General features: G+C 59.6%; 7 protein-coding genes. 4 read left to right on the top strand and 3 right to left on the bottom strand.

Going from position 1 to position 15,081, the window contains the following annotated elements:
• Positions 1-113 precede the first annotated feature (113 nt).
• The gene (locus ACP7BO_RS11965; protein ID WP_426210567.1) at positions 114-4,817 is read left to right on the top strand and encodes a hemagglutinin repeat-containing protein; all 4,704 of its coding nucleotides are present in this window, start codon (positions 114-116) and stop codon (positions 4,815-4,817) included.
• Positions 4,818-4,963: 146 nt separating this feature from the next.
• On the opposite strand, the gene glgB is transcribed toward ACP7BO_RS11965, so the two are convergent.
• Genes glgB through ACP7BO_RS11980 form a run of 3 tightly spaced genes read right to left on the bottom strand, consistent with a single transcriptional unit; the run spans position 4,964 to position 12,589 of the window.
• Positions 4,964-7,189: a 1,4-alpha-glucan branching protein GlgB gene (gene glgB / locus ACP7BO_RS11970; protein ID WP_426210569.1), complete on the bottom strand. Its 2,226-nt coding sequence runs from the start codon at positions 7,187-7,189 to the stop codon at positions 4,964-4,966.
• Positions 7,189-10,536, bottom strand: a complete 3,348-nt coding sequence (gene treS / locus ACP7BO_RS11975; protein WP_426210571.1) for a maltose alpha-D-glucosyltransferase — start codon at positions 10,534-10,536, stop codon at positions 7,189-7,191. The genes glgB and treS overlap by 1 nt, the downstream gene beginning before the upstream one ends.
• Before the next feature lie 55 nt (positions 10,537-10,591).
• On the bottom strand, positions 10,592-12,589 hold the full coding sequence (locus tag ACP7BO_RS11980; RefSeq protein ID WP_426210573.1) for an alpha-1,4-glucan--maltose-1-phosphate maltosyltransferase: 1,998 nt from the start codon (positions 12,587-12,589) through the stop codon (positions 10,592-10,594).
• Between the two features lie 214 nt (positions 12,590-12,803).
• Here ACP7BO_RS11980 and ACP7BO_RS11985 point away from each other — a divergent pair, with 214 nt between their 5' ends.
• From ACP7BO_RS11985 to ccoG, 3 genes are all read left to right on the top strand, one after another.
• Positions 12,804-12,962, top strand: coding sequence for a hypothetical protein (locus ACP7BO_RS11985; protein WP_426210575.1), 159 nt, complete (start codon positions 12,804-12,806; stop codon positions 12,960-12,962).
• A 161-nt stretch (positions 12,963-13,123) separates the two neighbouring features.
• Positions 13,124-13,360 carry a DUF3203 family protein gene (locus tag ACP7BO_RS11990; protein ID WP_060691545.1) on the top strand — a complete coding sequence of 79 codons (237 nt, stop codon included), beginning with the start codon at positions 13,124-13,126 and terminating at the stop codon, positions 13,358-13,360.
• A 266-nt stretch (positions 13,361-13,626) separates the two neighbouring features.
• Positions 13,627-15,048 (top strand): cytochrome c oxidase accessory protein CcoG, encoded by a 1,422-nt coding sequence (gene ccoG / locus ACP7BO_RS11995; protein WP_426210577.1) that lies wholly within the window; start codon positions 13,627-13,629, stop codon positions 15,046-15,048.
• Positions 15,049-15,081: the final 33 nt, after the last annotated feature.

A 15,081-nucleotide genomic window follows, 5' to 3' on the forward strand; every position in this document is an offset into this window, starting at 1 on the left:
CAGACAAGACACACATCTGATTAGCCTGAAATAACCGCAGCATCCGACCGGCAAAGCAGCGTTGCAAAGAACAGCGCACTTCGCGGATCAGCCAACCCAGAGCGAGACTATTGATGCCAAATCATACCCACCTCTTTCACCTGTCTGCCCGGGGCAAACTGCGCTGGGCCATAGCCAGCCTGCCCCTGTTCCCTCAGCTGGTTCTGGCCGCAGGCCTCACTGTCGTCGAAGGGCCTGGCGGAACCCCTCAATTACAAAATCAGGCCGGCGTGCCCATCCTCAATATCGTCGCGCCCAACGCCGGCGGTCTGTCCCATAACCAGTTTCTCGACTACAACGTCGACCGCCAGGGCGTGGTATTGAACAACGCCTTGCAGGACGGCCAGTCCCAGCTTGCCGGGCATCTGGCGGCCAACCCGCAACTGCGGGGCCATGCGGCCAGCGTCATCCTCAACGAAGTAGTCAGCCGCAACGCTTCGACCCTGAACGGCGCCCAGGAAATTTTTGGCCGGGCAGCCGATTACGTGCTGGCCAATCCGAACGGCATCTCCGTCAATGGCGCCAGCTTCATCAACACCCCCAACGCCAACCTGGTGGTAGGTCGTGCCGAGCTCGACAACGGCAAGTTGCAAGCCTTGAACACCGGTATTGCCGACGGCCAGTTGACGGTGCAAGAACAAGGCCTGAAAAACCTCGACGGCTCGCTCAGCCTGATTGCACCGCGTATCGACAGCAACGGCCGTCTGATCGCCCGTGATCAATTGAACCTGATCGCCGGCCGTAACCAAGTCGACTCCGCCAGCGCCCGGGTGCTGGGCACAGAGCCTGCCGGCAACACCCGGGACCAGCGTATCGACGCTAGCCTTTTTGGTGCAATGCAGGCCGGAAGGATCAACATTGTCAGCACCGCCGAAGGGGCCGGTGTGCGCGTGGGGGCCGTGCAAATAGAGGGCCGCGACGGCGTGAAGATCAGCTCGGCCGGCAGCCTCGATATAAGCGGCCAGGTACACGCCAACAGCCACGACACCACGCGTGCCGGCCTGAAGAGCCGTCAGGGCGATGTCGACGTGCACAGCGCCGGGGACTTGAACCTGGCGGCCACCGATGTCCAGGGGCGCAACGTCAAGCTCGACGCTAGCCGCAACCTGGCCTTAAGCAGCCTGCAAAGCCAAAAACTCGAGGAAAAACGCGAGAAGTGGAACAAGGGCAATTACCTTTTCACTTACGAGACCCATGACGCCACCATCACCGACAAAGATTCGCGCGAGCACGGCAACAAAATCGTCGCCCTGCAAAATGCTGCATTGTCTTCCGGTGCCAACACCCGGATCGAGGCCAGCAGCATTGATGCCGGTGATACCCTGCGCGTCGACAGCGGCGCTGACTTGCACCTGAGCGCCGCCACCCAGACCCATGAACGGCATGACCAGGGCAAACACCGCAAGCACTTGTGGAACGCCAATTGGGACAAGTCCAGCAGCGAGCAAAGCAGTGTCACCAGTCTCCTCAAGGCCGGTAAAAACCTTGAACTGAGCAGCCAGAAAACACTGCAACTACAAGGGGCCGAGCTCAAAACTGCGGGGGATATTCAACTGACCGCGCGGCAAGTGGAAATTACCAGCGCCAGTCGCACCCAGAGCAGTAGCGACAACACCTATGCAGGCGACCTTGTGGGTGGCAGTTTCTTTGGCACCAAGGGCGACGGGGACAAGGGCAAGACCTTGAATACCGGCAGCAAGGTCAACGCGGGCGGCAAGCTGATCGTCAGGGCCGATCAAGTGCATATCAGTGGCAGCCAGGCCCGTGGGGGGACGCAGGCCAGCGTTATCAGCGACAAAGGTTCGCTGGTGATCGACGGCGTGCGCGACACCACCCACGATAATCGCTACAACAAGGACAGCAAGTTCTTCGGTTTCTCCAGCCATGAAAACCGCAAGAACCTCAAGGACAGCAACATCGTCGCCAGCGATCTGCGCTCGGACAGCAATCTGGTACTGCAAAGCGCCAAAGACATCGAAGTCAGCGGTTCACGGGTATCTGCCGCAAGCGGGCTGAAGGTGGACGCCAAGGGCGATATCAACATCGTTTCAGCACAAAACACCTCGCAAGACGCCAACAGCAACCACACTCGCAAAATTGATGGCCATGCCGGGGAAACTGCCGACGGCAGCCGTCAGTATCGTGCTGGGGTGCGGTATGAAGACCGGAAGAACACCGCCAGCACCGACACTACGCGCCAGCAAGCCTCCAGTCTTAGCGGCGGCACCCTGACCGTTGCGGCAGGCGCTGACTTGAACGTCAAGGGTTCCGACCTCAAGGCCACACAGGGCGATGCGACCTTGAATGGCAAAAACATCAACCTGCTGGCGACACAAGACACTCATCACACTGCAGCCGGACAGACCACGACCGCAGGCGGCGTCTACTACACCGGCGGCCTCGACAAGGCCGGCAGTGGTGCAGAGATCAGCCATCAGAGCAAGCACGACACCAGCAACAAAACTACCGTGCAAAGCAGCAACCTGGCGGCGGCCGGCAACCTGACCATCAATACCGGCACCCTCACCACCCAGGGCTCCCGGGTCGAAGCCGATGCCCAGTTAGAAGTCAACGCCGCCCGGGTCGATAACCAGGCAGCGCATAACAGCGAAACCTCCACCCTCAAGAAGAACAGCTGGAGCGCCGATGCCGGGGCCAGTATCGAATACAAAGGCATTTCCCGGCCCGTCGAAAAATCTCTCAAGGGCGCCCCCCAGACCAAGTTTCATCAGCCATTGCTGGTGGATGCGCTCGAGCAACCCAATCTGGGGGTGGATGTTGAAGCAAGCCATGCCCGACAGAACCGCACTCAAGCGGACAACACGGCGGTGGTCAGTCAATTGAGTGGCAGCACGGTGCAAGTCAATGTGGCAGGCACGCTCAAGGATGAAGGCACTCAATATCGTGCCACTGATGGCGGCTTGAAGATCAATGCCGGTAGTCACACTGCCACGGCCGCGGCCAATGACTACAGTCGCAGCGAGCAAGGGCTGGACGCCAAGGCGGGGCTACGGGTCTACACCAACACCAGCCAGGACCTGAACCTGCGTGGCAGCGGCGCAGGCGGCAGCAGCGATGTGCAGGAATCGACACGTACGGCCGTGGTTGCCGGCTATAACGGAGCACAGGGCGTCACCATCGAGGTCAAGGGTGATGCCAGCCACCAGGGTAGCCAGTTCCAGGGCAACCAGGCCGGGGTCGACCTCAAGGCAGGCGGCAAACTGGCGCTCAATCAGAGCAACGATACCCGGAGTAAAACCGACACATCCCTGCGCGGCAACGCGTCATTGACCCTGGGCACAACACCGGGCATCAACGGCACTGGCGCCAACCTCGGTGCCAGCGCGCAGCTGGACCACAAACGGCTGGATACCGAGGACAGTCAGGCCCGCGTTGCGACCATTGAGGGTAAGGGCACTGTCCGGCTCGCCAGCGGCGCCGACCTGACCCTGCAAGGCACGCGGATTGGCAGCAGCAGCGAAAAAACCGGCGATATCAGTCTCAACGCCGGTGGCAAGCTGGACCTGCAAGCCGCGACCGGGAGCCACATCAGCGATGGCAACAACCTGGGCGGCGGCGTGAGCGCCGGTGCCACCAAGGCCAGCAGCGCCGAAAGCAGCAGCAAGACCGGCAGCCTGAGCGCCAACGTCAATATCGGCAAAGTCGCGGAAAATGACCGCAGCGTCAGCGTCGGGCAGTTGCACAGCAACGCCAGGGTCACCCTCGCCAGTGGCGCTGGCACTGGCGACGCCATCCATCTGCAAGGCACTCAAGTCGCGGCTGGCAGCGTCAGTCTGGATGCAGGAAAAGGCGGCATCCTGCAAGAGTCCGCGCAATCAACCCAGGCGCACAACAGCTGGGGCCTGACACTCGGCGCAGGGGGGACAGGCGGCAAAACCACCCTCGCCAGCGCCAGTGAACAGGACACGTCCAAGCACGGCATCAATGCCCGGGCCAAGGTCAGCGTTGATCACCAGCAAGGCACCACTCAGCACGACAGCCTGATCAAGGCCGACAACGTGGTGATCACCAGTGCTGGCGATACCCGCCTGGCCGGGGCAAGGATCGAAGCAGGCAAGGTGCACGGCAAGATAGGCGGGGACCTGGTGGTCGAGAGCCGCAAGGATCAGGTCAACAGCACCCAAGTCACCGTCGATACCAGGCTGGATGCCGAGAAAAACCAGCCTGGCGCGGTCAACAAAGTGGCCGAGGCCACTGGCCCGCTCAAGGACAAGGTGCAAGCCAAGGCAGAGGGTGCATTCGAGAACAACCGCGAAAAAATAGAAAACACCGTCAACAACTATGCTGGCGGCGGCAAGCTCAGCCCTGGCCCGGCCGTGGCCAATGCTGCACAAAGCCTATTGTTCGGCGACAAGAGCGGTAACACCGTCTACACCCCGACCTTGAATCTGGATGTCAGCCATATCGTCAAAGACAAAGCGTCTCAAGCTTCGGGTATCAGCAGCATCGAGGGTGTCAATTTACAGGTTCAGGGCGGTACTCAGCTGACGGGGGCACGCATCAGTGCCACCGGGGGGAAAGTTGATCTGGGTGGTTCAGCCGTCACTGCAACGGCTCTGGCCGGCAGCGACTATCGCGCCGATGTGGGCCTGAACCTTTCGAAATCGCCGGTCAATCTAATTGTGGACGCCAAAAACGAACTCTCCGACAAAAAGGACGATGCAACACGCAAGGATCAAGTCTTCAACCTGGGCCCGTTGCGGGTTGGCGGGCACAGTGACCGCCAGGAATTGCAGGCGGGTATCGAGACACGTTAGAGAGCCCCAGTGAACAGAGCCCCCGCATAAATGCCATGCGGGGGCTCAGGGGTAAAATGCTTACCGCATTATTGTAGGAGCGAGCTTGCTCGCGAGCTTTTTACCTGGAACAGCTCGCCAGTAAGCTCGCTCCTGCAGGGTCGGGCTCACGTCGGCTGCAAAAACAAAACCCCTAACGGCGGCAGATTCAACGCCACCGAAACCCCTTGGCCATGACTTGGCAAATCCTGAGTCATGACCCCACCACCATTGCCATAGTTGGAACCCGCATAAGTCCCGGCATCACTGTTGAGTACTTCTTGCCAGTTGCCGGCAAACGGCACCCCGATGCGATAACCGGGATGCGGCACAGGGGTAAAGTTCGCTACCACCAACAGTGGTTTACCCGCCTTGCTCCAGCGCAACCAGGCATAGACACTGTTGCTCGCATCGTCCCCGATCAACCATTGAAAGCCTTGCGCCACATCATCCTGATCATGCAGCGCCGGTTCTTCGCGGTACAGGCGGTTCAAATCGCCCACCAGCTTCTGTACCCCCTGGTGCTCCGGGTATTGCAACAGGTACCAGTCCAGTTGCTGATCGTGATTCCACTCACGCCACTGCCCGAACTCACAGCCCATGAACAACAACTTCTTGCCCGGATGCGCCCACATAAAACTCAGATAGGCCCGCAGGTTGGCGAACTTTTGCCAGCGATCACCCGGCATCTTGTCGATCAGCGAATGTTTGCCGTGCACCACTTCATCGTGGGAAATCGGCAAGATAAAACGCTCGCTCCAGGCGTACACCAGACCAAAGCTCAACTCGTTGTGATGATGGGCGCGGTACAACGGGTCTTGCTGGATGTAATGCAGCGAATCATGCATCCAGCCCATGTTCCACTTGTAGGAAAACCCCAGACCGCCCTGCCCGGTACTCTGGCTGACACCGGGCCAGGCCGTTGACTCTTCGGCAATCATCAGCGCGCCGGGAGCTTCCAGGGCCACCACATCATTGAGATGGCGCAAGAACTCAATGGCTTCAAGGTTTTCACGGCCCCCATGAATGTTGGGCACCCACTCGCCCGCTTTGCGCGAGTAATCGCGATACAACATCGAGGCCACCGCATCCACCCGCAGGCCGTCGATATGAAAATGCTTGAGCCAGTGCAACGCCGAGGCCAGCATGAAGCCGTGTACTTCGGTGCGGCCCAGGTTGTAAATCAGCGTGTTCCAGTCCTGGTGATAACCTTCCAGCGGGTTGGCATATTCATACAGTGCCGTGCCGTCAAATTGCGCCAGTCCGTGGGCATCGTTCGGAAAATGCGCGGGCACCCAGTCCAGAATCACCCCGATCCCGGCCACATGGCAGGCATTGACGAAGGCTGCGAAATCATCCGGCGAACCGTAGCGCGCGCTCGGCGCAAACTGGGATAACGGCTGATAACCCCACGAGCCGCCAAACGGGTGCTCCATGATCGGCATCAGTTCGATATGGGTAAAACCCAGTTGCTGCACGTAAGGAATCAAGCGTTCTGCCAGTTCGTGCCAGTTGTACTGGCGAGCGACCTCCCCTGCATCGTCCACTTCGCACTGCCATGAACCGGCATGCAATTCGTAGATCGACAACGGCGCATCGGGCTTGTGATGCTCTGCGCGGCCCTGCATCCAGGCCGAGTCCTGCCACTCCACCTGCAGCGGCGAGGCCACTCTGGAAGCCGTATCGGGCGGCAACTGGGTTGCCAGCGCCACCGGATCGGCCTTGAGCGGCAAGATGCCATTGGCCCCGAGTATTTCGTACTTGTAGGCTTCACCTGCCTCAAGACGCGGGATAAACAACTCCCAGACCCCGCTTGGATGGCGCAGACGCATGGGGTGCCTGCGGCCATCCCAGACATTGAAATCTCCTACCACCGAAACCCGCCGGGCATTGGGGGCCCACACCGCAAAACGCACGCCGGGTACGCCATCGACGCTCATGAGCTGGGCACCGAAACAGCTGCTCAAGTCGCGATGATTACCCTCTGCAAACAGATACAGGTCCATTTCCCCCAGCAAAGGACCAAAACTGTAAGGATCTTCGCTGGTCTGCTCGCCCCCGGCCCAGTTGATGCGCAACCGATAGCCGCAGGCATCGGCAAAACGGGCCGCAAACAGGCCCGGGACTTCGGTGCTGTCCAGAGTGCCGATGACGTCATCCGAGTCGCGGGCCACTACCTTGACGCTCAGGGCACCGGGCAAAAACGCCCGTATCACCTGCCCGCCTGCTCCATCCGGATGCGGGCCCAGCACCGCAAACGGGTCCCGGTGCCGGGCATTAATCAGCGCCTCGATATCTTCACGCGGGGGCAACAGAGCAGTTTTCTCCGGGCCTGGAACCTTGCTTGAACTCATCACTTCTCTCCATCCGGTAAAGGCTTGGCCGTGCTTGGCAAGTGGGTGAGCAAATCGCTTAAGCCCTGCAAGGGAACACGCAACCAGGCAGGCCGATTTGCTGCTTCATAGATAACTTCATAAGCCGCCTTTTCCAGACTGAACAACGCCAGCGCAGCATCCTCGCCTGTGGCCGTTTTCCAGTCATGTTCAAGGCTAGCTGTTGCCAGCCGATATGCATCGACCAACGCCCTGCGAGCCTCTTGTATATAGCGTTCAACCACCCGTTGCCGGGCATCGGCGGCCTGATCCGAATGATCCGACTGTTGCACGTTGCTGACTGCCATGGCCGCGGCGTAATCGAAAGAGCGCAACACACCGCTCAAGTCTTTATAGGGGCTGTGCTTGCTGCGCCGAGCTGACAGTGAGCGCGCCGGCTCACCTTCAAAGTCGATGAAGTAAGCATCGCCCTTGACCACCAGCACCTGCCCCAGATGCAAGTCACCATGCACCCTGATCTTCAATCCTCCCAGGGTTTTTTTGGCCAGTTGCTGGACATGGTCGCTAATCGCACTGTGTTGGGCGATCAGATTCTTGACCTGTTTCTGTTCGCGCTCAGCAAGCGCCGGCAGATGCTGCTTGAGCAGTTTCAAGGCGTGCTTGAGTTGCCCATTGATATGACTTGCCCACTGCCGGGTGTCCGCCTCGGATGTGGTCTGAGGGGCAAAGTCCGGGTTGTTGCTCGCTTGCGCCAGCACCACATGCATCTCGCCCAAACGCTGGCCGAGCAGACCGGCGAAATCTGCCAGCTCACCCAGGGCGTTGTAATGCTGTTCGTGCTCGGACATGGCGTCGGCCATTTCGTCACGAATGGCCCGTTCCAAGTTGTTTTGGGTCCAGGTCCAGGCATCGCCCTGATTGCTCAGATAGCCCTGGGCAATCATCAGCAAGGTCTCTTCACCCCCGGTTTCATGGCGCACCACCGCGCCGAGCAACGGAGAAATATGCTGAAATCCGGCTTCGGTCAGATAGGCGCCCAGCTCCAGCTCCGGATGCTGACCACTGCTGATTTTGCGGATCAGCTTGAGCACCATGGCGCCGCCGATCACCACCGAGCTGTTGGATTGCTCGGCCGTGAGGTAACGCACCTCACTCTGTTCGTCCAGCCCCAGGGCCGCCAGCTGTGGGGTCGCCGTGAAGCTGATATCCCCCGCGCTGCTGCTGATTGTCTGGCCGTTTTGCATGCCCGCCAGTACGGCACGCACAAAGGCTTCAAGACCGAATGCATCGGTCATGAAACCGACCTGAGGGCCACGTCGCAATCGCGACAGCACCGACTGCTGAGCCAGTGCGCTGCCGGCCTGATCCTCGCCCAATACCCCAAGAGGAACTTGATAACTGTGCTGTTCGCCACCGCTGGTGACTTGCACCTCGGTCAGCAACATGGGGTGTCGGGCATCACCGAAACGCGTGCCGTGGAGGATGCTGATCTGCTCGATCGGTGCATCCTTTTGCCCGAACCAGCGCCGCTTGGGCAACCAGGCGGGCAAGATCACGTTTTGCAGAGTGGTGCGTGCCGGGGCATCGAGTAACTCTTCAAGGCGTTGCTTGAGCACCAGGGTCAGCAGTTCAGGCAGGCTTTGCGCCGGTTCTGCGTGCCAGCTCGGCATCTGATTCTCGCTGGCCAGCAAAAACCAGTAAAAACCGTACGGCGCCAGGGTCAGCATGAAATCCAGCTGGCCAATGGGCGGAAAGGCGTTGCCGCCCAGCATCTCGACCGGTACCCGCCCGGCAAACTCCGACAGTTCCAGCTCTGCCGCCTGGGCACTGCGTGACACGTTCGCCACACACAGGATGGTTTCATTCCTGCCGTCGCCATCGGTGTATTCGCGGATGTACGCCAGAATCCGCCGGTTGCTCGGCGACAGCATTTTCAGGCTGCCGCGGCCAAAGGCTTTTTGCTGCTGACGCACCGCGAGCAGGCGCCGGGTCCAATTGAGCAATGAGTGCGGATCGCCGGCTTGCGCTTCAACGTTCACCGACTGATAGCCATACAGCGGGTCCATGATCGGCGGCAATACCAGGCTCGCCGGGTTGGCCCGCGAAAACCCGCCATTACGGTCAATCGACCACTGCATCGGTGTGCGAACCCCGTCCCGGTCGCCGAGGTAAATATTGTCCCCCATGCCGATTTCATCGCCGTAATACAGGGTCGGGGTACCGGGCATCGACAGCAACAGGCTGTTGAGCAGCTCGATCCGCCGGCGGTCTCGCTCCATCAACGGCGCCAGGCGCCGACGAATCCCCAAGTTGATCCGCGCCCGCTTATCGGCGGCATAGTAGTTCCACAGGTAATCGCGCTCCTTGTCAGTGACCATTTCCAGGGTCAGCTCATCATGGTTGCGCAGGAAAATCGCCCATTGGCAATTGGCCGGGATTTCCGGGGTCTGGCGCAGAATGTCGGTGATCGGAAAGCGGTCTTCCTGGGCCAGCGCCATGTACATGCGCGGCATCAGCGGAAAGTGAAAGGCCATATGGCATTCATCGCCATTGATGCCATCGCTGTCGCCAAAATACTGCTGGGTGTCTTCCGGCCATTGATTGGCCTCTGCCAGCAGCATGCGGTCGGGGTAATGGGCATCGATTTCAGCGCGAATCTGCTTGAGGATCTGATGGGTTTCGGGAAGGTTCTCGTTGTTGGTGCCGTCGCGCTCGATCAAATACGGGATGGCATCCAGGCGCAGGCCGTCAATGCCCATGTCCAGCCAGTAACGCATCACGGCCAGCACTTCTTTCATCACCTGCGGGTTATCGAAATTCAGGTCCGGCTGGTGGGAATAAAAGCGGTGCCAGAAGTACTGCCCGGCGACCGGGTCCCAGGTCCAGTTCGAGGTTTCGGTGTCGAGAAAAATGATCCGGGTGCCGTCGTACTTTTCATCGGTATCCGACCACACGTAGTAATCCCGCGCCTTGGAACCGGGTTTGGCGCGGCGGGCCTTTTGGAACCACGGGTGTTGATCCGAAGTGTGGTTGATCACCAGTTCAGTGATGACCCGCAGACCGCGCTTGTGGGCCTCGGCGATGAAGTGTTTGACGTCGGCCAGGGTGCCGTAGTCCGGATGCACGCCACGATAATCGGCGATGTCATAGCCATCATCACGACGCGGCGAGGGATAAAACGGCAACAGCCACAGGGTATTGACCCCCAGCTCCGCGATGTAATCCAGTTTGCTGATCAGGCCGGGAAAGTCGCCGATTCCATCGTTATTGGAGTCGAAAAACGATTTGATGTGCACTTGATAGATCACCGCGTCCTTGTACCAGAGCGGGTCTTTGATAAAGCTGGCCGAAGCGGGTTTCTTTGCCATAAGGAAAATACCTGCTGGTTGCCCGGAGCCGACAAAGCCCCCTGGCAATAGGTGCTTAAAGGGGTTTGATGCGCCAGATGCCGAACGGCTGTTGCCAGGGCTCGATGCGCATCCATTGGGTTTTGCCATACCAGGTCCAGCGGTGGCCGTTCATCAGGTCTTCCCCCGAGGTCCAGGCATCATCGGCCAGGCCCATTTCCCACAAGGGCAGCTCGAAATGAGCCTCCTGGGCGTTATGCGGGTCGAGACTGATCGCCACCAGTACAAAATTGCTGCCGTCGGCGCTGCGTTTGCCGAAATACAGGATGTTGTCATTCCAGGCGTTGTACAGCGTGAAGCCCAGGTGGCTATGCAGGGCCGGGTTCTGGCGCCGGATGCGATTGAGCTGGGCAATCTCGGCCACGATATTGCCCGGCGCGCTGAAATCACGGGGGCGAATCTGGTACTTCTCCGAATCCAGGTATTCCTCTTTCCCCGCCACCGCCGCCGACTCACAGAGTTCAAAGCCGCTGTACATGCCCCACAAGCCCGAGCCCATGGTTGCCAGTGCCGCCCGGATCAAAAAGCCGGGGCGCCCCGAGTCATGCAAGAAGCCGGGGTTGATATCCGGGGTATTGACGAAGAAGTTGGGGCGAAAGCACTCACGCAACGGGCTTTCATTCAGCTCTGTGAAATACGCTGCCAGCTCGGCTTTGGTGTTGCGCCACGTGAAATAGGTGTAGCTCTGGGTGTAACCGACCTTGCCCAGGCGCGCCATCATGGCCGGGGTGGTGAATGCCTCGGCGAGGAACATCACCTGCGGATGCAGGGCGCGCACCTCTGCGATCAACCACTGCCAGAACGGCAGGGGTTTAGTGTGCGGGTTGTCGACGCGGAAGATCTTGACCCCCTCATCGACCCAGCCCAGCACGATGTCACGCAACTCCAGCCACAGACCGGGAATCGCATCCGGGGCATAGAAATCGACATTGACGATGTCCTGATACTTTTTCGGCGGGTTCTCGGCGTAACGAATGGTGCCGTCGGGGCGCCAGTTGAACCAGCCGGGATGCTGTTTGAGCCATGGGTGGTCCTGGGAGCACTGAATGGCAAAATCCAGAGCGATTTCCAGACCGTGGTCCGCGGCAGCAGCGACCAGGCGCCGGAAGTCATCACGGGTGCCCAGCTGCGGGTGGATGGCGTCATGCCCCCCCTCCTCGCTGCCAATCGCATAAGGGCTGCCCGGATCATCCGGCCCGGCCTGCAATGAATTGTTGGGGCCTTTGCGATGACGGCGGCCAATGGGGTGAATCGGCGGAAAGTACAGAACGTCAAAGCCCATGTCGTGAATCATCGGCAAGCGCTGGTGCACATCATTGAAGGTGCCGTGGCGGGCCGGGTCATCGGTGACCGAACGCGGGAACAGCTCGTACCAGCTGGCAAATTGCGCCAGCTGACGCTCAACCTCTACCGGGTACTCGGGGCTAAGGCTCAAATAAGCGTGGTTTTGTGCCTCGGCCATCAACTGCGCACTATGTTCGTGCATAAACAGCGCCACCTGCTCAGTCTCCAGCAGCCCTGACAGTTGCCCGAGCAATGCCTGCAGCTGCTCATGCAGTTCGCCTTGGCTGCGCTCAATGGCGTGCTGCACCAGGATGCGGCCTTCCTGCAACTCCAGGCTGACGGCAATGCCCGCCTGATGTTTTTTCTCCAGCTCATGGCAAAAGCTGGCATAGCGATCAATCCAGGCCTCAATGCAAAACACATAGCGCCCCACTTCGGGCACCGGGAATTTTGCGCTCCAGCTGTCATTGCCCAGAAACTGCATAGGCGTTGCCAACCAGTCCCCGGAACTGGCCAGACGCCAGTGCAGCACGACTGCCAGCCGGTCGTGACCGTCGACAAACACTTTACTGCGCACATCGACCTGCTGCCCCGCAGTAGCCTTGACCGCGAACTCACCGTTTTCGAGCACCGGGGACGTGGATTCAATAGCAATACGCGGCAACAGCAACGCCTGCGACAAGGGCAAATTCGCAGTGGAATCAGGGTCTTGCGGGAAATCAGCAGTCATCGAGCAGCACTCCTCACGCCCGCGGACGTTCATGTGTGGTCGTATCAAAGCCATTCCCGGCATCGGTCACCGGGCACCTGGTTGGGAGCGGGGGAAAGAATTAAAAGTTCAGACTAATTGCCGATACTCCGTTGGTCATTGGCCGGGGAACCGAGCGGCCTTCAGTGAGGTCGACCGGCTGTAATCCTTCCCATGCAGCAATGAGGCCATGTCCATGAATATCCCCATTCCAGCAGAAACCCCCGATCCCAATATTGACGAACCCGTGTTACCGCCCGGTGATACCGAGCCGGTTCCGGAACAGGACCCACCGGTCAAGGACCCCAACCCGATTGGTGATCCACCTTGCGAAGATGCACCGATGAAAATCTGATGCCCGTCTTGAGCGCTGTTCAACCTGCGTAGTCGCTGACGAGGAACGAAGGCTGCGATCGGGCGCGAAGCGGCCGTAACCAATGACCGCCAATCCATTCGATCGAACCCGGCCGGTTATCCACGCACTAACGTTTAACCCCCCATAAAAGGACCACGTTCATGACTATCACAATCGATGCCGACAAAAGCTGCTGGTATGAATCACCCGAAGGCGCGGAGCACTCCCCGGCCGAGCGGGTAGAAGTCATTACAGACCACGCCTCGAGAATGTGCATGGCGCTGATGAACGGCCTGCGCATCGCCATCACCTCAGACGAGGCCGAAGCCCTGGTCGCGGCGGGCGCCAAGGACAGCCGCGAGTTGCTGCGGGCGGGGGGGAGTGAGTCAATTATCTGAAGGTCTTGGACTGATGAGCCGCAAGCCTGGGCTCAACTTCGGTGATTCGGTGATTTAATTGACCTCAATCAGCACTCACCGCCCGGACCTGGGTTAAAGGCATCAAGGGCTTGCTGCACATGGCCGCGACCCGGGTGCAGCAAGTTGTCGCAGGCGGCTCCTGAAACGCATCTGATCCGGTTTTTAATAAAATGACTGAGTCTGTTATGCAAACAGTTCGCAGGGGATAGTGCTCAGGCCTGATGGAGGCTGATGAGCGAAAGACCATGAGCGAACAAATTCCCGTCCAGATACTTGAAACATTCGAGGCTTCGCGACCCAGAGCCGCCAAAAACAAAAGCCGCTCCAGTGACAACCTGATCCACACCCGCAGCTTTACCGGCCTGTTCCGGACCCTTCGCATCGTCGGCGCAGGCGTTCTGTTTTTGCTGTTCTTTGGCACGGTCTGGCTCAATTGGGACGGTCGTCAGGCGGTCCTGTGGGACTTGTCTGAAAGCAAGTTCCACATTTTCGGGGCGACCTTCTGGCCGCAGGATTTCATCCTGTTGTCGGCGCTGCTGATCATTGCCGCCTTCGGCCTGTTTGCGATCACGGTCTTTGCGGGCCGGGTGTGGTGTGGCTACACCTGCCCGCAAAGCACCTGGACCTGGCTGTTTATGTGGTGCGAGAAGATCACCGAAGGTGACAGGAACCAGCGCATAAAACTGCAAGCCGCGCCCTGGCGCCTGAACAAGATCGTGCGCCGCACCGCCAAGCACGCGCTGTGGATGGCAATCAGCGTAATGACAGCGCTGACCTTTGTCGGTTACTTCACCCCGATCCGGCCGCTGGCCACTGAATTGCTGACCCTGGAAATGGCCGGCGTCAGTCTGTTCTGGGTGCTGTTTTTCACCGGCGCCACCTATATCAACGCCGGCTGGCTGCGCGAGGCGGTGTGCATGCACATGTGTCCCTATGCGCGGTTCCAGAGCGTGATGTTCGACAAAGACACCCTTGCCATCTCGTATGACGTGGCCCGTGGCGAAAACCGCGGCCCGCGCAAACGCGGAATCGACCCGGCCCAGGCTGGCCTGGGGGATTGCATCGACTGCCAGATGTGCGTGCAGGTCTGCCCCACCGGCATCGACATCCGCGATGGCCTGCAGATGGAGTGCATCGGCTGCGCCGCCTGTATCGACGCCTGCGATACGGTAATGGACAAAATGGGTTATGCCCGCGGGCTGGTGCGCTACACCTCCGAACACGAGTTGCAGGGCGGCACGACTCACCTGCTGCGCCCGCGCCTGATCGGCTACGCGGTGGTGCTGGTGCTGATGATCGGGGCTCTGGTGGTCGCGCTTGACCAGCGCTCGATGGTGTCACTGGATGTGATCAAGGACCGGGGCCTGTTTCGCGAAAACAGTCAGGGCCAGATAGAGAACATCTACAGCCTTAAAATCATCAACAAGACCCAGGAGCCGCAGCATTACCGGGTGTCCTTGCAAGACAACGAAGATTTCCGCTTGCAGGGTAAGACCGAGCTGACCCTGGCCCCCGGCGAAATCGTCGATGTGCCGGTATCGGTCGCGCTATTGGCCGAGCGCCCGAAAAGCAGTTCGCAAACCATCGGGTTTGTGGTCACCGACACAGATCAACCGAGCGTGCGCAGTGTGGCCAAGAGCCGTTTTGTAGCGCCATTGAATCGATAAACGATAAATCCCTGTGGCCGCGGGCTTGCTCGC

It is taken from the genome of Pseudomonas sp. TWR2-1-1 (assembly GCF_049897045.1).
Lineage (GTDB): Bacteria > Pseudomonadota > Gammaproteobacteria > Pseudomonadales > Pseudomonadaceae > Aquipseudomonas > Aquipseudomonas versuta.